The 20,117-nt window shown below is 57.2% G+C and carries 18 protein-coding genes; 13 read left to right on the forward strand and 5 right to left on the reverse strand.

What is annotated here, in order from left to right; genetic code table 11:
- Positions 1 to 2 precede the first annotated feature (2 nt).
- A complete protein-coding gene (ppk1, locus tag K5Y30_RS14250; protein ID WP_101763506.1) occupies positions 3 to 2,063 on the reverse strand; it encodes a polyphosphate kinase 1 in 2,061 nt (686 codons plus the stop codon).
- 182 nt (positions 2,064 to 2,245) lie between these two features.
- Between ppk1 and K5Y30_RS14255 the strand changes: the two genes are divergently transcribed.
- Genes K5Y30_RS14255 through pstB form a run of 3 tightly spaced genes read left to right on the forward strand, consistent with a single transcriptional unit; the run spans position 2,246 to position 6,713 of the window.
- Positions 2,246 to 4,339 (forward strand): ABC transporter permease subunit, encoded by a 2,094-nt coding sequence (locus K5Y30_RS14255; protein WP_222211873.1) that lies wholly within the window; start codon positions 2,246 to 2,248, stop codon positions 4,337 to 4,339.
- Complete coding sequence (pstA, locus tag K5Y30_RS14260) at positions 4,336 to 5,934, forward strand: phosphate ABC transporter permease PstA (protein ID WP_222184476.1); 1,599 nt, start codon at positions 4,336 to 4,338, stop codon at positions 5,932 to 5,934. Before K5Y30_RS14255 ends, pstA begins: the two co-directional genes overlap by 4 nt.
- An 11-nt stretch (positions 5,935 to 5,945) precedes the next feature.
- Positions 5,946 to 6,713: a phosphate ABC transporter ATP-binding protein PstB gene (gene pstB / locus K5Y30_RS14265; protein WP_222211875.1), complete on the forward strand. Its 768-nt coding sequence runs from the start codon at positions 5,946 to 5,948 to the stop codon at positions 6,711 to 6,713.
- 43 nt (positions 6,714 to 6,756) lie between these two features.
- Here pstB and purN read toward each other — a convergent pair whose 3' ends face one another.
- Both purN and purM read right to left on the reverse strand, forming a co-directional pair.
- Positions 6,757 to 7,395: a phosphoribosylglycinamide formyltransferase gene (purN, locus tag K5Y30_RS14270; protein WP_222211876.1), complete on the reverse strand. Its 639-nt coding sequence runs from the start codon at positions 7,393 to 7,395 to the stop codon at positions 6,757 to 6,759.
- Entirely contained in the window at positions 7,392 to 8,432 is a 1,041-nt protein-coding gene (gene purM / locus K5Y30_RS14275) for a phosphoribosylformylglycinamidine cyclo-ligase (RefSeq protein ID WP_008108330.1), read from the reverse strand. Before purM ends, purN begins: the two co-directional genes overlap by 4 nt.
- 229 nt (positions 8,433 to 8,661) lie before the next feature.
- Here purM and upp point away from each other — a divergent pair, with 229 nt between their 5' ends.
- From upp to hda, 3 genes are all read left to right on the forward strand, one after another.
- Positions 8,662 to 9,288 (forward strand): uracil phosphoribosyltransferase, encoded by a 627-nt coding sequence (gene upp, locus K5Y30_RS14280; protein WP_008108331.1) that lies wholly within the window; start codon positions 8,662 to 8,664, stop codon positions 9,286 to 9,288.
- 118 nt (positions 9,289 to 9,406) lie between these two features.
- Positions 9,407 to 10,690 carry a uracil permease gene (uraA, locus tag K5Y30_RS14285; protein WP_222184482.1) on the forward strand — a complete coding sequence of 428 codons (1,284 nt, stop codon included), beginning with the start codon at positions 9,407 to 9,409 and terminating at the stop codon, positions 10,688 to 10,690.
- Between the two features lie 93 nt (positions 10,691 to 10,783).
- Positions 10,784 to 11,485, forward strand: coding sequence for a DnaA inactivator Hda (hda, locus tag K5Y30_RS14290; RefSeq protein WP_036649513.1), 702 nt, complete (start codon positions 10,784 to 10,786; stop codon positions 11,483 to 11,485).
- On the opposite strand, the gene arsC is transcribed toward hda, so the two are convergent.
- Both arsC and K5Y30_RS14300 read right to left on the reverse strand, forming a co-directional pair.
- On the reverse strand, positions 11,482 to 11,829 hold the full coding sequence (gene arsC, locus K5Y30_RS14295; protein WP_222211877.1) for an arsenate reductase (glutaredoxin): 348 nt from the start codon (positions 11,827 to 11,829) through the stop codon (positions 11,482 to 11,484). The genes hda and arsC overlap by 4 nt on opposite strands.
- 4 nt (positions 11,830 to 11,833) lie before the next feature.
- The gene (locus tag K5Y30_RS14300; RefSeq protein WP_192233031.1) at positions 11,834 to 13,297 is read right to left on the reverse strand and encodes a M48 family metallopeptidase; all 1,464 of its coding nucleotides are present in this window, start codon (positions 13,295 to 13,297) and stop codon (positions 11,834 to 11,836) included.
- A 640-nt stretch (positions 13,298 to 13,937) separates the two neighbouring features.
- Here K5Y30_RS14300 and K5Y30_RS14305 point away from each other — a divergent pair.
- The 7 genes from K5Y30_RS14305 (at position 13,938) to K5Y30_RS14335 (ending at position 19,989) form a co-directional block, all read left to right on the forward strand.
- On the forward strand, positions 13,938 to 14,543 hold the full coding sequence (locus K5Y30_RS14305) for a DsrE family protein (RefSeq protein ID WP_101763514.1): 606 nt from the start codon (positions 13,938 to 13,940) through the stop codon (positions 14,541 to 14,543).
- 23 nt (positions 14,544 to 14,566) lie between these two features.
- Entirely contained in the window at positions 14,567 to 15,175 is a 609-nt protein-coding gene (locus tag K5Y30_RS14310; protein WP_137386267.1) for a DsrE family protein, read from the forward strand.
- A 126-nt stretch (positions 15,176 to 15,301) separates the two neighbouring features.
- Positions 15,302 to 16,327: a substrate-binding domain-containing protein gene (locus tag K5Y30_RS14315; RefSeq protein WP_222211878.1), complete on the forward strand. Its 1,026-nt coding sequence runs from the start codon at positions 15,302 to 15,304 to the stop codon at positions 16,325 to 16,327.
- A complete protein-coding gene (locus K5Y30_RS14320) occupies positions 16,324 to 17,337 on the forward strand; it encodes an ABC transporter substrate-binding protein (protein ID WP_222211879.1) in 1,014 nt (337 codons plus the stop codon). Before K5Y30_RS14315 ends, K5Y30_RS14320 begins: the two co-directional genes overlap by 4 nt.
- Positions 17,337 to 18,200 carry an ABC transporter permease gene (locus K5Y30_RS14325; protein WP_222211880.1) on the forward strand — a complete coding sequence of 288 codons (864 nt, stop codon included), beginning with the start codon at positions 17,337 to 17,339 and terminating at the stop codon, positions 18,198 to 18,200. Before K5Y30_RS14320 ends, K5Y30_RS14325 begins: the two co-directional genes overlap by 1 nt.
- Positions 18,197 to 19,009, forward strand: a complete 813-nt coding sequence (locus K5Y30_RS14330; protein ID WP_101763519.1) for an ABC transporter permease — start codon at positions 18,197 to 18,199, stop codon at positions 19,007 to 19,009. The genes K5Y30_RS14325 and K5Y30_RS14330 overlap by 4 nt, the downstream gene beginning before the upstream one ends.
- Positions 19,006 to 19,989, forward strand: a complete 984-nt coding sequence (locus tag K5Y30_RS14335; protein ID WP_222211881.1) for an ABC transporter ATP-binding protein — start codon at positions 19,006 to 19,008, stop codon at positions 19,987 to 19,989. The genes K5Y30_RS14330 and K5Y30_RS14335 overlap by 4 nt, the downstream gene beginning before the upstream one ends.
- Positions 19,990 to 20,117 lie beyond the last annotated feature (128 nt).

Here is a 20,117-nt window from a genome sequence, read left to right on the forward strand (position 1 = left end):
TGTTATTCGGGTTGTTCCAGTTTCTTGATGTAGTCATAAATGGCCAGCTGCGAACGCACCTTTTTACGGTTGCCGCGCGGCACATAACGATTACTCAGCTCTTTATCGACGATGCGGGCTTTCACCGTATCACTAAACAGAATGGCGATGATGTCCAATATGCGCTGCTTCACGCGGGGATCAAGAATCGCCACGGCTACTTCAATGCGGTGGTCTATGTTACGCGTCATCCAGTCCGCGGAAGAGAGGAACACCTTTTTCTCGCCGCCGTTCTCAAAAATATAGACGCGGTCGTGTTCGAGATAGCGGTCAACGATGCTGGTAATACGAATATTTTCACTGATGCCCGGTAAATCAGGAATCAGCGAACACATGCCGCGCACCAGCAGATTCACTTTCACGCCTGCCGACGAGGCGGCGTAAAGTCGATCAACTAAACCATTATCCACCAGGTTGTTGATCTTCAACGTAATGCCAGCAGGATTGCCTTGCTGCGCGTTGGCGATCTCGGCATCAATGAACTTATACAGCACGTCACGCGAGTTCTGCGGTGACACCAGCAAATGCTCGAAGGTGACCGGACGATACGGATTCTCAATGAAGTTGAACACGCGACGCACTTCATTGGTGATGCGCGCATCGGCGGTCAGCAATGAATAGTCAGTATAAATGCGCGCGGTTTTTTCGTTGAAGTTCCCGGTACCGATATGCGCATAACGCACCACTTCTTCGCCTTCACGGCGCGAAATCAGGAACAGCTTGGCGTGAATTTTCAGACCCGGCGCGGAGAAGATCACATGCACGCCCGCTTCGGTCAGGCGTTTCGCCCAGCGGATGTTGGCCTCTTCATCGAAGCGCGCCTGCAGTTCCACCACCACCGTGACTTTCTTGCCGTTATAGGCGGCGTGAATCATCGCATCCATGATGCGCGAGTTTTTCGCTACGCGATAAATATTGATCTTAATTGCCAGCACGTTCGGGTCGAACGAGGCCTGACGCAGCAGCTCCAGCACATGCTCAAAGGTGTGATACGGATAGTAGAGCAGCACATCGCGATTGCGGATGGCGTCGAAACCGTTGCGGAAGCCGTCAAAGCCGATGTGGCGAATTTGCGGCAGCGGACGGTTTTCCAGATTGCTTTTACCAACGTTAGGGAAGCCGATGAAATCTTTGAAGTTATGGTAGCGGCCGCCGGGCACAATCGAATCGTAGTTCGAAATCGACAGCTTATGGCGCAGCATTTCCACCATTGCATCCGGCATATCGCGCTGATAAACAAAACGGACCGGCTCGGCATTGAGACGCTGCTTCAGGCTCGACGACATCAGCTCCAGCAGGCTCGATTCCATCTCTGTAACCAGATCGTATTCGGCGTCGCGCGTCATCTTCATTGAATAGGCATTTAGCGTATCGTAATCGAAGAAGCCTTTGAAAATTTCATCAAGGCAATAGCGCAGGATGTTATCCAGCAGAATCATTGGCTTGCGGCGACGTGGCGACTCAGCCGGCAAGTTAATAAAGCGCGGCACTTTATCTGACGGGATCTCCAGCAGCGCATAACGAATATCGTCGCCGCGAATGATCTCCACCGCCAGATAGGTGTAATCGTCTTTCAGGAATTCGATCAGATCGGTGTCATGGTTAATCAGAATCGGCGTGACGTGCTGACGTAATTGATGTTTGAAGTAGTAGCGCAGCCACTCTTGCTGATTCGGTGACAGCTGGCGTTCGTTAATCAGGAAGATCTGATTACGCGCCATTTCCAGCAGTAGATCGTTATAGAGCGCATCAAACTCCTGATCCGACTTCTGCACCCGCAGCTGAATTTTCTTTAACAGATGCCGCAAAGAGGTCGGTTTGCCTTGCTCTTCGCTGATCAGAATCCGCCGCTTGAGATCGGCAAAGCGCACTTTATAGAACTCTTCGAGGTTATTGGAGTAAATCCCCAGGAAGCGCATGCGCTCAATCAGCGGATTACTTTTATCCGAGGCTTCCTGTAACACACGTTCATTGAAGCTTAACCAGCTTAATTCTTTTTCTATATACAGCTTATCCTGACCCATTCTGACTCCGAGATGCTGATGCTGGACGGAATGTCCGGCGGAAAATGCACAAAAATGCGTTACCGCTCAGTGTCCGTCACCATTATGGCGAGAGTATGGCAGGCTTGTCCAACGTCAAAGGTTGTCTTATCAATCAGCTACGGGCAACATAGCGACTTGTTTCCACCGGTAACCTGGCCTGCATGAGCATAAATCGTATTCCCGTCCACTTTAGCGACCGTCGTCGACGCGCCACTGATAATTTAGTGCGCCGCGTCGTCACAGCTTGCGGCGTGGGAATTTTGCTGCTGATGTTACTGCTGTTCTTCTGGTTGATCTGGGTGGTGTTGCCGCTGTTTAGCGCGCCGGGAATGCATGCCACCACCAATATTCAGCTGTGGGACAAAGCCCCAATGCTGGCGATGGGCAGCGACGGCCATTTAGGCTGGCGCATCAGCCGCAACGAAGCGCGCTTTATTCCGCTTGATGGTCAACCTGCCGCTCCCGCACTGGCGCTGAATGGCAAACCCGATGCGGCGATCGCAAGCTTTGATAACCGCAGCGTGCTGCTCAATATGCAGGGCGAACTGCTGTTAATGCAACCGGTTATCCGCAACGGCAGCGGCGAATGGGGCTTCCCGCTCGGCGATCGTCCACTGCGCTTACCGCAAGGCCCGGTCAGTAATATGGCGCTGACGTCGCTCAACGACCATCAATGGTTGATCGCGGCGCAAACCGCAGCTGGCATCAGCCTGCTGACGCTGGAAAATCAGCAAAAAGTGAATCAGATCCTGTTGCCGCAGCAGCAGGCCGATCATCTGCTGCTATCACCGGATGGCTCTTTGCTTTACGCCAGCAGCGGGCGTTTGCTGCGCGTGTGGCAAATCACATCTGATGGCGCACAGTTACGTGAAACGCAAACCCTCAATCTGCCGCCGCAAAGCCTGCATATGCTGGCCGGTGGACGCACCTTGCTGATTCAGGATGCGCAGGGCGTGCAGCAATGGTTCGCTATCGCCAGTAATAATGGGCCGCGCTTACAACAGATTCACACCTTCAACGGTAGCCAGCAGGTACGCGGAATAACGCCGGAGTCGCAGCGCCGCGTGTTTGCCACTTACGATGCGCAGGGCACGGTTCAGCTGTTCGCCAGCAAGCAGCAGGGCGCGATTTTAACGCGTCAGCTGGCACCGGGCATTCAGGCACTGGCCTTCGCGCCGCACGGTGATGCCTTGATCATTGAACGCGCCGGGGAATGGCAACAGTTTGCGCTAGATAACCCGTGGCCGGACTTCACCTGGCGCAATCTGTGGCAAAAAATCTGGTACGAAAACTATCCGCAGGCCGATTGGGTATGGCAATCCACCGCGGCGGGCGACAGCTATCAAGCTAAGTTCAGCCTGATGCCGCTGGTACTGGGCACGCTGAAAGCCGCCAGTCTGGCGCTGCTGTTTGCCACGCCGCTGGCGCTGGCCGCCGCAATGTATACCGCCTGGTTTATGTCGCCGGGTTTACGTCGCTGGGTGAAACCGGCGATCGAAATGATGGGCGCGCTGCCCAGCGTGGTGATTGGTTTAATCGCTGGCGTGTGGCTGGCACCGCACATCAGCACCGCGCTGGTTGGCGTGCTGCTACTGCCGCCGGTGTTGGCCGCGACCTTATTATTGTGCGGCGTGCTGAGTCCGCGTTTGCCGGCCAGCTGGCGACGTCCCGGCTTTGAAGTGATTCTGCTGCTGCCGCTATTGTTAGTGGTGACGTTGCTGACGCTGTGGCTGCCGACGCTGTTCTGGCCGGAGATTGGCGAGCGTTTAGCCCATTACGAACAGCGCAATCTGTTGGTGGCCGCGCTGGCGATGGGTTTTGCGCTGGTGCCGCTGATTTTCACCTTATCGGAAGATGCGCTATTCAGCGTGCCGGGCGCGCTGGGTCAGGGCTCGCTGGCGCTGGGCGCCACGCCGTGGCAAACCCTGACGCGCGTGGTGCTGCCGGGCGCCTCGGCGGGCATCTTCGCCGCCTTGATGATTGGCTTTGGCCGCGCCGTCGGCGAGACGATGATTGTGCTGATGGCCACCGGCAACACGCCGGTTAGCGAAGGCGGTTTATTTGCTGGTCTGCGTGCGCTCTCCGCCAACATTGCCATTGAGATGCCCGAAGCCGCCGCGGGCAGTGCTCATTACCGCATTCTGTTCCTCAGTGCGTTGTTGCTGTTGATCTTCACGTTGGTGATCAACACCATCGCCGAGTTGATTCGTCAGCGCCTGCGCCAACGCTACAGCCAGCACGAGGGCCACGGATGACGGCGATGAAACAAAACGATCGCTGGCGCTGGCTTACCGCTGGGGCCGTCGCGGTTTGCCTGCTGGCGTTCACCTTGCTGATTGGTTTGCTCGGCTGGCAAGGCATGCGCGCCTTCTGGCCGCAGCCGGTCGATCAATATCAGTTCCAGCCGCCTGAAGGCAGCGCGGTGATGGTGCTGGGCGAAACCTTGCAAAAGCAGCAGCAGGGCGAACAGTGGCGCTACGTGGTGAAAACCGGCAACCGTGACTTTGCCGCGCCGGATTTTCGCGTGCTTTACAGTCAGGGCGAGGCGAAAACCCGTCGTCCTGCTGATGTGTTGGTGCTGCAGCGCCGCAACGGCGGCAATGCTTATGGCTGGCTGGTGGAGCTGCGCCAGGATAACGAAGTAATGACCGCTCAGAGCCGCGATGCTTTGCTGCATCAGCGTTTGCAGCAGGTACATGAGCAGCTGCGCCAGGCGAGTAACATCCGCCGCATTGAGATGGCGCGCCTTAATGCACAGCTGGAAAGCCTGCAGCAGCAGGCCGATGAGCAGCAGCGTAACGGCCGCTTCAGCCTGGAAGTGCAGTCTGAGTTTGATGCCAATCGCACGGCGTTACAGCGCCGCTTTAACGCGCTGGCGCAGCAGTTAACTCATCTGCAGCACGAAAGTCAGCGCGATACGCTGGTGCTGCGCGATGTGAACGGCGTGGATCACACCATCCCATTGGCGCAGGTGGTGGATGCGTGGTATCCGAATGCCATGACCTTAACCAACAAAACGCTGCACTTCTTCGGTCAGATTTGGCAATTCGTCAGCGATTCACCGACTTCCGGTGGCGGCGAGAGCGGGGCTTTTCCGGCAATTTTTGGCACCGTGCTGATGGTGCTGTTGATGTCGATCATCGTCATGCCGCTCGGCGTCATCGCGGCGGTATGGCTACACGAATACGCCGGACGCAATGCACTGACGCGGCTGGTGCGCATCGCGGTGGTGAATCTTGCGGGCGTGCCGTCAATTGTCTACGGCGTGTTTGGCCTCGGTTTCTTTGTGTGGCTGATTGGCGGCACCCTCGACCAGCTGTTTTTCTCCAGCGCCTTACCCAATCCTACTTTTGGTACGCCGGGCTTGCTGTGGGCCGCGCTGACGCTGGCGCTGCTGACGCTGCCGGTGGTGATCGTTGCCACCGAAGAGGGATTGTCGCGCATTCCGGATAATCTGCGTCAGGGATCGCTAGCGCTGGGCGCAACGCAGGCGGAAACGCTGTGGCGCGTGGTGCTGCCGCTGGCGGTACCGGCCATGCTCACCGGCTTGATTCTGGCGGTGGCGCGTGCGGCCGGAGAAACCGCGCCGCTGATGCTGGTGGGCGTGGTGAAGATGGTTCCGGAGCTGCCGGTTGATGCGGTGTTCCCTTATCTGCACCTCGATCGCAAATTCATGCACCTCGGTTTTCAGATCTACGATTTGGCGTTCCAGAGCCCTAACATCGATGCTGATCGACCGCTGGTTTACGCCACCGCTTTGCTGCTGGTGGTGATCATCCTGTCGCTCAATCTGCTGGCGATGGCGTTGCGCCATCGGCTGCGTGAGCGTTACCGGATTATGACGCACTAAAAAGGTTTCTGATGACGCCCGATTACGACATTGCCCTTAGCGTTAATCAGCTGTCGCTGTGGTATGGCGAACGCCAGGCGCTGAATAACATTGATCTGCAGATCCCGAAGAACCGCATCACGGCGTTGATTGGTCCTTCCGGCTGCGGTAAATCGACGCTGCTGCGCTGCTTCAATCGCATGAATGATGTGATCGATCGCTGCCGCATTGAAGGCGAGATTCTGCTCGATGATTACGCGGTGATGCAGGCGAATCAGGATCTTCCCGCGCTGCGTCGCCGCATTGGCATGGTGTTCCAGCGGCCGAATCCGTTTCCTAAATCGATCTACGAAAATGTGGTTTACGGCCTGCGCTTGCAGGGCGTGCGCGATCGTCGCGTGCTGAATGAAGCCTGTGAGCGTGCGCTGCGTGCGGCGGCGTTGTGGGGCGAAGTGAAAGATCAGCTGGGGCAGAACGCGTTAACGCTCTCTAACGGCCAGCAGCAGCGTTTGGTGATTGCGCGCGCCATTGCCATCGAGCCGGAAGTGTTACTGCTGGATGAGCCCACTTCGGCACTTGATCCGATCTCAACGCTGGTGATCGAGGAGTTGATGACCACGCTGAAGCAGCATTTCACGCTGGTGCTGGTGACGCACAATATGCAGCAGGCGGCACGCGTGTCAGATTACACCGCGTTTATGCATAACGGACAGTTGGTGGAGTTTGACGAAACCGATCGCATCTTCACCTCGCCAAAAGCGCGACGCACCGAAGATTACATTACGGGACGGTTTGGTTGATGGTGCGGACGTGATGACGGTCGCCATGAATGGCGACCCTACGTTAGTCGTGTGCATATCCTTGTGGCGGCAACGGCTGACCATCCAGCCACGCTTTACCTTCACGCATCTGCAAACGCCCATCAACAAACCAGCTGATCACCAGCGGATAGATCGCGTGTTCCTGATGCTGCACGCGCGCGCTGATCTCGTCTTCGCTGTCGCCAGCAAACACCGGCACACGAGCTTGCAAAATAATGGGTCCGCCATCCAGCTCGTCAGTGACAAAATGCACTGAGGTGCCATGCTCCTCGTCGCCGTTTTCCAGCGCCTGACGATGCGTGTGCAAGCCCGGATATTTCGGCAACAACGACGGATGAATATTCACCAGACGATCGTGATAGTGCGCGACAAAAGCGCTGCTGAGGATGCGCATATAACCGGCCAGCACCACCAGATCCGGCGCGTAAGCATCAATCTCCTGCATCAGCTGGCGATCAAAGGCTTCGCGGTCGGCAAAATCACTGGCGGCTAACGCATGCGGCGGGACGTTGGCTTCCCGCGCGCGGGTTAAACCATAGGCGCTGGCTTTATTACTGAAAACGGCAGCGACGCTGCCGTTGATACGCCCGCTTGCGCAGGCGTCAAGGATGGACTGAAGATTGCTTCCGTTGCCGGAGATCAGTACAACCAGTTTTTTCATGGGTTGATAACCACACGCTCTTCGGAATCAGACGCTTTAATCACACCGATTTTCCACGCTTTTTCGCCCGCGTCGGTCATCAGCTGTACCGCTTTATCGGCTTCTGCCGGGCTCAGCGCAATCACCATGCCCACGCCGCAGTTAAAGGTGCGGTACATTTCGTGGCGGCTGACGTTGCCCGCCTGCTGCAACCAGCTGAACACAGACGGCCACTGCCAGCTGCTCTCTTCCAGCACCGCCTGGGTGTTGTCTGGCAGCACGCGCGGGATGTTTTCCCAGAAGCCGCCGCCGGTCAGATGCGAAATCGCATGCACATCAACCTGTTCGATCAGGCTAAGGATGTTTTTCACATAGATGCGGGTTGGCGCCAGCAGGTGATCGGCCAGTGATTTGCCATCCAGCTGTTTGGTGGCCGGATCGGTCTGGCTGACTTCAAGAATCTTGCGCACCAGTGAATAACCGTTCGAGTGTGGGCCGCTGGAACCCAGCGCTATCAGCACGTCGCCGTCCTGCACTTTCGAACCGTCAATGATCTCTGATTTTTCCACCACGCCAACGCAGAAACCCGCCACGTCGTAATCTTCGCCGTGGTACATGCCCGGCATTTCAGCGGTTTCACCGCCGACCAGCGCACAACCCGACTGCAAGCAACCTTCGGCGATGCCGGTGATCACCGATGACGCGGTATCCACATCCAGCTTGCCGGTCGCGTAATAATCGAGGAAGAACAGCGGCTCAGCACCCTGAACAATCAGGTCGTTCACACACATCGCGACCAGATCAATGCCGATGCTGTCGTGGCGTTTGAGATCCATCGCCAGACGCAGCTTGGTGCCGACGCCATCGGTTCCGGAGACCAGCACCGGCTCGCGGTACTTCTGCGGCAGCGCACAGAGCGCGCCGAATCCGCCCAATCCACCCATCACTTCCGGGCGGCGGGTTTTTTTCACTACGCCTTTAATACGGTCAACCAGATCGTTACCAGCATCAATATCAACACCGGCGTCTTTGTAGCTGAGAGAGGTTTTGTCGGTCACTGCGGAATCCCCACGCGAGTTGCGGTTGGTGGCAAAAATTAAGCGCGGCAATTCTAACAGCGCAGGCAAACGTTTGCGAGTCCCATCTCATGCTGCCTTTGCATCGCCTCAGATTTTCGCCAATCCTTAGAGTAAGCAGGCTATTGACCGATGACATGTGGCGCAGCGGCGAAAAGGCGGTATAATCCGGCGATTTTTTTTAGCTCAACTCAATTCCGGGAGAACAATCATGAAGATCGTGGAAGTCAAACACCCGCTGGTCAAACATAAACTGGGCCTGATGCGTGAGCATGATATCAGCACCAAGCGTTTCCGCGAGCTGGCCTCGGAAGTGGGCAGCTTGCTGACCTATGAAGCCACCGCCGATCTGGAAACCGAGCGCGTCACCATCGAAGGCTGGAATGGTCCGGTTGAAATCGATCAGATCAAAGGTAAAAAAATCACGGTGGTTCCGATTCTGCGTGCTGGCCTCGGCATGATGGAAGGCGTGCTCGAGCACGTGCCAAGCGCGCGTATCAGCGTGGTTGGCGTGTATCGTGATGAAGAGACGCTGGAGCCGGTACCTTATTTCCAGAAGCTGGTTTCGAACATTGAAGAGCGCCTGGCGCTGGTGGTCGACCCGATGCTGGCAACCGGCGGTTCGATGATCGCTACTATCGATCTGCTGAAGAAAGCCGGTTGCACCAGCATCAAAGTGCTGGTGCTGGTGGCCGCACCTGAAGGTATTGCCGCGCTGGAGAAAGCGCATCCGGATGTGGAGCTCTACACCGCATCTATCGATCAGGGATTGAACGAGAAGGGCTACATTATTCCAGGCTTGGGAGATGCAGGCGACAAGATTTTCGGAACCAAATAAAAGAAACCAGCCGGCCAGAGAGTCGGCTTTTTTTTGGCAAAAACACAACATTGTCATCCTCGAGTTATTCGAGCCAACGCAGCCATGGCTCGAAGAACGAAGAGGATAGGGGATAATAATGACTCGTCGCGCTATTGGTGTGAGCGAACGCCCACCGCTGTTACAAACCATTCCACTCAGCTTGCAGCATCTGTTCGCCATGTTCGGCGCAACCGTGCTGGTGCCGATTCTGTTCCACATCAACCCGGCCACGGTATTGCTGTTTAACGGCGTCGGAACGCTGCTCTATCTGTTTATCTGTAAAGGCAAAATCCCGGCTTATCTCGGTTCAAGCTTTGCCTTTATTTCGCCGGTGCTGCTGCTGTTGCCGCTGGGTTATGAAGTGGCGCTGGGCGGTTTTATTCTCTGCGGTTTGCTATTCTGCATTGTGGCGCTGATCGTCAAGAAAGCCGGTACCGGCTGGCTGGACGTGATGTTCCCACCGGCAGCGATGGGCGCGATTGTCGCGGTTATCGGTCTGGAACTGGCGGGCGTGGCGGCGAATATGGCCGGTTTGCTGCCTGCTGACGGCGCATCGCCAGACAGCAAAACCGTGATCATCTCGATGGTGACGCTGGCGGTTACGGTGTTTGGTTCGGTGCTGTTCCGTGGTTTCCTCGCCATCATCCCGATTTTAGTCGGCGTGTTGGTCGGCTATGCGCTCTCATACGCGATGGGCATTGTGGACTGGACCGCGGTGGAAAATGCGCCGTGGTTTGCGCTGCCAACCTTCTATACGCCGCGTTTTGAGTGGGTGGCGATGCTGACCATTCTGCCAGCCGCGCTGGTGGTAATTGCCGAGCACGTGGGTCACTTGGTGGTCACCGCGAATATCGTGAAGAAAGATCTGATCCGCGATCCGGGCCTGCACCGCTCAATGTTCGCCAACGGTTTATCCACCATGATCTCCGGTTTCTTCGGCTCCACGCCGAACACCACTTACGGCGAGAACATCGGCGTAATGGCGATTACCCGTGTGTACAGCACCTGGGTAATTGGCGGCGCGGCGATTTTTGCCATTCTGCTCTCGTGCGTTGGCAAGCTGGCGGCGGCGATTCAGGCGGTTCCCGTGCCGGTGATGGGCGGCGTATCGCTGCTGCTGTACGGCGTAATTGGCGCCTCCGGTATTCGTGTGCTGATCGAATCTAAGGTGGATTACAACAAAGCGCAGAACCTGATCCTGACCTCGGTGATCCTGATCATCGGCGTGAGCGGTGCCAAAGTGCATATCGGCGCGGCCGAGCTGAAAGGCATGGCGTTGGCGACTATTGTAGGCGTGGGTCTTGCGCTGATCTTCCGTTTAATCAGCGTATTGCGCCCGGAAGAAGTGGTGTTGGACGCTGAAGAGAAGCGCGAAAGTTAAGGCTGCAAGCCGGGCAGGGAAGCCCGGTTCATCTCCGGCAAAGATCGTGATAAACTTGCGCGGTTTTCTGCCCGCTCATCCGTTGAGGTACTTCTGAACACGCCGGCACAGCTCTCATTGCCACTCTATTTACCCGATGATGAAACCTTCGCCAGTTTCTGGCCGGGGGAAAACACGTCTCTGCTGGCGGCGCTGCAAGGCGCACTCTCTCAGCAACACGGTAGCTATCTCTATTTCTGGTCGCGCGAAGGCGGTGGCCGCAGCCATCTGCTGCATGCCGCCTGTGCGGAACTCTCGGCGCGCGGCGAAGCGGTGGGCTATGTGCCGCTGGATAAGCGCACCTGGTTTGTGCCGGAAGTACTGGAAGGCATGGAGAATCTGGCGCTGGTGTGCATTGATAATATCGAGTGCATCGCGGGCGATCCGGAGTGGGAAATGGCGATCTTTGATCTCTACAACCGCATTCTGGAAATCGGTAAAACGCGTTTGCTGATAACCGGCGATCGACCGCCGCGCCAGCTCAATCTTGGCTTACCGGATCTGGCTTCACGTCTCGACTGGGGACAGATTTACCGTTTGCAGCCGCTTTCTGATGACGACAAATTACAGGCGATGCAGCTGCGTGCCGGATTGCGTGGTTTTGAGTTGCCGGAAGATGTCGGGCGCTTCCTGTTGAAACGCCTCGACCGTGAGATGCGCACGCTGTTTGATACGCTGGATCGTCTCGATCGCGCCTCCATCAGCGCCCAGCGCAAACTCACCATTCCTTTTGTTAAAGAAGCGCTGGAGCTTTAGATAATCTCCAGCACCGCTTCGGGTGGACGACCAATACGCGCCTGTTCGCCCTTGATCACAATCGGGCGTTCGATCAGTTTCGGATGATCCACCATCGCCTGCAGCAGATGATCCTCGCTTAACGCGCTATCCGCTAAAGCCAACTCTTGATACAAGTCCTCTTTACGCCGCATCAGTTCGCGCGCGCTGTGCATGCCGAGCTGTTTCAACAGACGTTTTAGCGTGGGGACATCGGGCGGCGTCTCAAGATAAAGCACCACATCGGGCTCGATACCTCGCTCCTGCAACAGCGCCAGCGTTTCGCGGCTCTTGCTGCAGCGCGGGTTGTGATAAATGCTGACCATCTTCTTATCCTTTTTGATAAACCTTAAAACGCTTCTGCAGTTCACGGAACTGGTCGATACGTGCGTCATAGCGCGCTTGTTTCAGGCTGCCGAGCGGCACCTGCGCGCTGGCGCTGCTCAAGGTGGAGATCGCCTGATCGAGCTGGCCGTTGAGTGCCAAACCTTCCGCGCGCGCCGAAAGTTCTTCATCGCGCAAACCCTGCGCCGCAGAGGCCTGCGCCAGCAGATCAAAGGCGTTAACATCGTCTGGATGGGCAAAGGTGTAGCGATTGAGGATGCGGCTGGCGTTGGCGGGCTGCTTTGCTTCGACATAGGCATTAGCCAGATTCAACTGCAATACCGGATTGCTGCTGCTGCCTTTGGCGCTGCTGAGCATGGCGATCGCCTGCTGCGGCTGATTCAGGCCGATGTCGATGTCGGTCATGATATCAAGGAACCAGACGTTATCCGGCTGCTTCGCTAGCAGCGGGGCGATCACCCGTTTGGCGCTATCAAAGCTTTTGGCCTGCAGGAACTGTATCGCTTTGCCGTACTGTGCCGCCTGCTGCTCGCGCACGTTGCCTTTGGCGTATTCGTTCAGCAGGTCATCGGTCAACTGATTGCGGCCAGTGGCGTACATGCCGAGCGAGCGCACTTTCGCCATGTAGAAATCCTGCGACGACTGCACCACCACCGGACGCATCTGGTTGGCGCGGTTACGCGCATCGGCAAGTCGGCTGTCGGGTAACGGGTGCGTCAGCAAAATTTCCGGCGGCTTGGAGGAGAAGCGGCTCTGATCCGCCAGCTTCTGCAGAAAAGTCGGCATCGCTTGCGGATCGAATCCAGCGCGTTGCAGAACCTGAATACCGATGCGGTCAGCTTCCTGCTCGTTGCCCTGGGTAAAGCTGATAATGCCTTGCTGTGCACCCGCCAGCGTACCGGTCAACGCCGCCATGCCGGCTTGCGGGCTGGCCATTGCCAGCAGAATCGATCCCAATGCGCCGACCCAGGTCAGCGGCGCATTGCGTCGCTGCTCTTCCATGGCGCGCGCCAGATGGCGCTGCGTGACGTGCGAGATTTCGTGCGCCATCACCGACGCCAGCTGGCTTTCGTTATCGGTATAGCGGAACAGCGATGAATGCAGCACCACGTTGCCGCCAAAAAAGGCGAAGGCGTTGAGTTCGTCGTTCTGGATCAAAAAGAAGTGGAACGGCGTGCGGACCGAGTTGGCATGCGCCACCAGTCGCTGACCAAGCTCGTTAATGTATTGATTCAACAGCGGATCGTTAATCAGTGGCGCACTGGCGCGCAGCTGGCGCACGTAGAAGTCGCCCATCTGCAGTTCCTGATTAATCGAAAGCGTTGAACCTGCTGTGGTGCCCATGTCGGGCAGCGTATCACTGACGTCAGCGCGCGCACTCAGCGCAGGCGTCAGCAGCAGCGTAGGAATAAGGGCCGCCAGCACTGATTTTTTCAACCGGTTAAACATGCCTTGATCCTGTAAAAGTCACCCGAAATTGGACAGGTAAGTGGTTCAAATGTTCTGCACTATTTTCCATTTGCGTAATGCGCTCTATCTTAACCAGACTGCGGCGACAAGCAAACGATGAAGATTCATGCGCTTTAAATGAAAAAATGGTTACAGCGCGACGAAATTGCAGCAAAAAATTGAATAGCACGCCGCGAGATAAACAGGCTTCTTCACCCGCAATAGTTAAAGTTACGTAAAGTTGCTCAAAATTATTGAATTTGGCATGAGCTTTTCCAGGTTTACTCTGAAAAGAGGCAGCAAATCAGCGGTTTTGGCCCGCTTTATCCATCAGTGTTTTTAATCGTGCAAACGATGTGCGGGGCATGTTGCACAGTTATCATCGGACGGATTTTAAACGCACGTAAACTTATACTCTCTGCATTAGGCGCACAATTTCACGGCCACTCTTTTATCAACTCCTGCCAAAGCGACAATCGAAACCCTTTTTCAATTAACCTTGCTAATTATTTTTCACGCAATGAAAACGTCGGACAGCCCGTCACTACAGGACTTTTGCCTTGCTCACGCTGTGGTATAGATAAGGCACTTTATTCAAACGGACTGTGAATTGACGCGCAGTGTAAGCCGGAGAGTTTTTATGCGTTCTGTAGTTTCATACGCCCTTATCGCAATTGTCGGTGGCTTTGTTGGCGCCACCGTGAGTAAAGGTGATGACCTGTATCAGCGTGTTGTCAGCCATTTCTCCTCTGCACCCGCCGATCCCGACGGCTTCTGGAGCACGCCCGCCGTCGACGGCTACGGCAAAATCCATTACGAACCGGATGCGGCTTTCAAACCGGTGGTCGGTTTAAGCAACAAAGTGGTGTTTCAAATTACCCGCAGTGAAGGGGAGATGACGCGGCCAAATCTTGGACTGGAGCGCGTAGCGCGCGTGGTCAATCTCTATATCGCTTCGGGCGTGCCCGCTGACGACCTGCACTTTGTGGTATCGGTCACCGGTGATGCCACGCCTGCGATGCTGGATAACGCACATTTCCAGCAGTTCTACCAGGCGGACAACCCCAATCTGGCGCTGATCGGCGCACTGAATAAGTTGGGCGTGAAGGTTTCCGTATGCGATCAGTCGGTGGCGTTCCATCACTTCCCGAGAGAGTGGATTGACCCATCGGTGATTCATGCACTCTCCAGCCCGACTACCGTGTCGACGCTGGAAAATCAGGGTTATGCACTCTTACAGATGTAAATTTCAGGCACAGGAGAAGTGAAATGCGTCCAGCATCCTATATCGTTATTGCGGCTCTGGCAGGGTTTGTCGGCGGCAATGTATTACAGCTCCCCGATTTGGTCGACAAGGTCAGCGACAAATTTGCTGACAAGAAAAGTGAACCGGCGGATTTCTGGAGCACGCCGGCGATCGACGGTTACGGCAAAATCCATTTTGTGAATGTGCCGGACTACAATCCGGCCACCACGCCAGGGTTGAGCAATAAAATCGTTTTCCAGATCAACCGTAATGAAGGCGATGTGCGTCAGCCGAACCTTGGGCTGGAGCGCGTGGCACGCGTCACCAATCTCTATTACGCGGCGGGCGTACCGCTCGATCAGCTGAAATTTGTGGTGTCGATTAACAGCGATGCGGTTCCTGCGGCATTGAATAATGAGCAATTCCGCAAAACCTACGGCACCGATAACCCCAATCTCAAGCTGATTGATGAGCTGAAAAAAGCCGGCGTGAAGGTGACCATTTGCGATCAGTCGGTGGCTTTCCATCAGCTGGAGCGCAACTGGATCGATACGCGCGTCACCCACACGCTGTCGAGCGGCACCACCGTGGCGTCGCTGCAGAACGAAGGTTACGCCTTCCTGATGCTCTGATTCCTGCCTGACGGCAGTTCGCGCTGCTGTCATCTCGCTGTCATTTATCCGCGATGTTGCTGTCACAGTTCGCCGCTACTTTAAGCGCCAATGAGATCGATCTCATTGGCACTTTACGAGGCGAACATGTCCGATTTAATCAGCGTGGCCAAACTGGCTGGCGTTTCTCGCGCTACCGCCGCCCGCGCATTCTCTGATCCGCACCTGCTGCGTGCTGACACGCTGGAAAAGGTGTTAAGCGCCTCTGAGCAGCTCGGCTTTCGCCCCAATCATATTGCCCGCCAACTGCGTACCCAAAGTTCAACCACCTTCGGCGTGCTGCTGCCGTCGCTGCTGAATCCGATCTTCGCCCGCCAACTGCAAGCGATGGAGCGTCAGGCGCGTGCCGCCGGTTACGGCCTGCTGGTGGCAACCAGCGATTATCAGCCCGAGCGGGAAGCGGCGATTGTGGAGCACATGCTGAACCAGCGCGTTGCCGGTTTGGTGCTCACCGTCGCCGACGCCGATAACAGCGCCATCCTGCATACGCTGCATCATGCCAGCATGCCGTTTGTCCTGACGCACAACGTGCCGCAGGCCACGCACTGGCCCGCGATTTGCGTCGATAACCGCCAGGCGATGCAGCAAGCCACCGAGCATCTGCTGCAGCTCGGCCATCGCCACATCGGCATGGTGGCCGGCCCCATGCTGCAATCGGATCGCGCCCGTCTGCGCTATCAGGGCTATTGCGATGCGATGCAACAAGCCGGACTCGACGCGCTGCCGGTCATTGAAATGCCCAGCCATACCCAATCCGACTTCACGCTGCTGCAGCCGCAGCTGAGTGGCGACACGCCGCTCAGCGCGGTGATCTGCACCAACGATCTGCTCGCCATCAGCCTGATTGGTGCTGCGGCGCGCGCCGGAGTGCGCATTCCGCAGCAGCTGTCGGTGATGGGTTTTGATGGCATCGATATCGGCGAGCACATCGCGCCGTCGCTGGCGAGCGTGAGCCAGCCAGCTGACATGCTCGGCGCCGGTGCGATCGACATGCTGTTACAACAAGCCAGCCGCGGCACGCGCGTGCTGCCACATCGATTAAGGCTCGGCGCCAGTATCGCCGCGCCAGCAACCTCTTTTTCTTCCATTGCCAATATCAGGGAACCATCATGAAAAAAGTCACAATGATTGCCGGGGCGCTCGCACTCACCGCCGGTTCGCTGTTCAGTTCGCTGGCGCAGGCCGCCGATACGGCGATTTGCTACAACTGTCCTCCCGAATGGGCGGGTTGGGGAACCCAGCTTAACGCCATTGCCAAAGACACCGGCATTCAGGTACCGCAGGACAACAAAAACTCCGGCCAGGCGCTGGCGCAACTGGTGGCGGAGCAGGGCAATCCAGTGGCAGATGTGGTTTATTACGGCGTCAGTTTTGGCATCCAGGCGGACAGCGCCGGTGTCATCAGCGCCTATAAGCCCGCGCATTGGGACGAGATCCCAGCCGGAATGAAAGATTCCGACGGCAAATGGGTGGCGCTGCACTCCGGCACCATGGGCTTTATGGTTAACGTCGATGCGCTGGGCGGCGCGCCGGTGCCGCAATCCTGGGAGGATCTGCTGAAGCCGGAATACAAAGGCATGATTGGCTATCTCGACCCGGCCAGCGCCTTTGTCGGTTACGTGGCGGCTGTGGCGGTCAACCAAGCGAAGGGCGGCAACATGCAGGACTTCACGCCCGCGCTGACGTGGTTCAAAAAATTACAGGCTAACCAGCCAATCGTACCGAAGCAGACTGCCTACGCGCGCCTGATCTCCGGTGAGATTCCGATCCTGCTCGACTACGACTTCAACGCTTATCGCGCCAAGTATAAAGATCACGCCAATGTCGCCTTTGTGATTCCGAAAGAGGGCACGGTGACGGTGCCGTACGTCATCAGCCTGGTGAAGAACGCGCCGCACGCAGCCAACGGCAAGAAAGTGATCGACTACGTGTTGTCGGATAAAGGTCAGGCTATTTGGGCCAATGCCTTCCTGCGTCCGGTACGCACCTCGGCGATGTCAGCAGACGCTAAGAAATTCTTCCTGCCAGACAGCGATTATGCGCGTGCGCAAACCGTGAACTATCAGCAGATGGCCGATGCGCAGAAAGCCTTCTCGGCGAAATACCTGAGCGAGATTCGTTAATGTCGATGGCTGACACCCTGGCGGCCTCGCGCCGCCAGATACCTACGCAACCGGGCAGCCGCTGGCTGTGGCTGACGCTGCCCGCGCTGCTGTTCTTCTGCGCTTTCTGGCTGCTGCCGTTTGCCCGCCTGCTGCAAATCGGCATGCAGGACGATCGCAGCACCCAGCACAGCGGTTACTGGACGGTGATCACCCAGCCGCACTATCTGCTGAGCCTGCTGAACACCGTGCTGCTGTCGCTGGCAGTGACGCTGGTGACGTTACTGATTGCCGCTATCGTCGGCTGCTTTCTGGCGCGTCAGCGCTTTACCGGGCGCGGCACCTTGCTGGCGTTGCTGACCTTTCCGCTGGCATTTCCCGGCGTGGTGGTGGGTTTTCTGGTGGTGATGCTGGCCGGACGTCAGGGATTGCTGGCGCAAATCAGCATGAGTTTGGTGCATGAGCGCTGGACGCTGGCCTATTCGCTGGCGGGTCTGTTTATCGGTTACCTCTATTTCTCGCTGCCGCGCGCCATCGTCACGCTGGTGGCGGCCAGTGAAAAACTCGAGCGCTCGCTGGAAGAGGCGGCGCGTTCGCTCGGTGCCAGCCAGTGGCGCATCACCTGGGATGTGATTGTGCCCGGCCTGCAACCGGCGCTGCTCTCTACCGGCGCGCTGTGCTTCGCCACCAGCATGGGCGCTTTTGGCACCGCCTTTACGCTCGGCACCGATTTGGCGGTGCTGCCGCTGACCATTTACGGCGAGTTCACCAACTACGCCAACTTTGCCACCGCCGCTGCGCTGTCGGTGTTGATGGGCGGATGCGCCTGGCTGGCGCTGATGCTGGCGCGCCGTATGGCGCAGGCGAAAGAGGTGCAATCATGAAACGTCGTGGACTGTTTAGCCTGCAACTGCTGATCACCGCCATCACCGCGCTGTTTATGATCGTGCCGGTGGTGCTGTCGATGCTGGCGGGCGTCACCAATAACTACTTCATCGGCCTGCGCAGCGGCTTCACGCTGAAGTGGGTGGAGCAAGTGTGGCAGATGTACGCCGATACTTTCTGGCTGTCACTGCTGATCGCGCTGTTCTGCCTGTTGGTCACCTTGGTGATTGGTGTTCCCGCCGCGTGGGGATTGCTGAAAGCGCCGGGCCGCTGGGCGGCGCGTATTGAAGAGTGCTTGATGCTGCCGGTGGCGCTGCCCGGTCTGGCTACCGCGCTCGGCATCATTCTGCTCTACGGCCAGTTTTCCGGTCTGCGTGACAGCTGGCTGTTCATCCTGATTGGTCACGTGCTGTTTACCTTGCCATTTATGATGCGACCTGTACTGGCGGTGATGCAGGCGGTAGATATGCCGCGCCTGGAAGAAGCCTCGGCCAGCCTTGGCGCCAGCTTGTGGCAGCGCTTCTTTACCGTGGTGGTGCCGAACTGCCGTAACGGCATTCTCGCCGGCGCTTTTATGGTGATCACGCTGTCGGTGGGGGAATTCAACATCACCTGGATGCTGCATACGCCGCTGACTAAAACCTTGCCGGTTGGCCTTGCCGACAGCTACGCCTCGATGCGGCTGGAAGTGGGTTCCGCCTACACGCTGATTTTCATTCTGATGATTCTGCCGCTGCTGCTGATGCTCAATGCCGTGAATCACTGGCTTAACCGCGCGGTTTCGCGCCAACACAAGGAGGCAGCATGAACCCTGCGGCCGTTACCGTGACGCTGCGCGGCTGCGCACGTCATTTTAATCATCATCAGGCGCTGCAACCGCTTGATCTCACCGTCCATGCCGGCGAAACGCTGGTGCTGCTGGGGCCGTCCGGCTGCGGCAAAACCACCACGCTGCGCATTATCAGCGGGCTGGAGAGTTGCGATGTCGGCGGCGAAGTGTGGTTTGACGATCGCAACGTTACCGCTTTGCCGATTGAAAAACGCAACGTCGGCATGGTGTTCCAGAACTACGCGCTGTTCCCGAATCTCAATGTGGCCGGGAACGTGGCGTACGGCCTGAAAGTGCAGGGCGTGGCGCGTGCCGAACGGGAAGAGCGCGTGCAGGAGATGCTGGCGCTGGTGGATCTCACCGCGCTGGCGCAGCGCAGCATCGACAAACTCTCCGGCGGCCAGAAGCAGCGTGTGGCGCTGGCGCGCGCATTAGCTGCGCGGCCCAAAGTGCTGCTGTTTGATGAGCCGCTGGCGGCGCTGGATGCGCGCCTGCGCGATCGTCTGCGTCTGGAGATCGGCGCGCTGCTGAAGAAGCTGGCGATCACCGCCGTTTACGTGACGCACGATCAGCAGGAAGCAATGGCGCTCGGCGATCGTATTGCGGTGATGGAGCAGGGACGTTTGGTGCAGATCGATACGCCGCAGAAAATTTATCAGCATCCGGCGTCAAAATTTGTCGCCGATTTTGTGGGTGCGATTAACTGCGTAGATGTGGATACGCGCGGCCATCCGCAACGTTTCTGCCGCCCGGAAGATGTGCTGCTTGCCAGCGATGGGCGCTATCAGCGCCAGGGTTTTATTGTCGCCAGCACCTTTTTGGGCGCGTCGCAGCGGCTGATGATCGACATCGGGTTGGCGACGCCAATTCAGGTGGATCGCCACGCGCGTGAAGCCTGGCATGCCGGACAAGCGGTGAGCTGGACGCTGGCGCATGACGCCGCGCTGCAGTTTTCATAATTGGCACGGTCGCCATAAATGGCGACCCTACAAAAGCGCGCAGTACCGTCGCCATAAATCTATGCAATGCCGTCGTAGGGTCGCCATTAATGGCGACCGATTAGCACCCAAATATCCAAAGGAAAAAT

It is taken from the genome of Pantoea sp. DY-5 (assembly GCF_019795955.1).
In the GTDB taxonomy this organism is placed as follows: Bacteria; Pseudomonadota; Gammaproteobacteria; order Enterobacterales; family Enterobacteriaceae; genus Pantoea; species Pantoea leporis.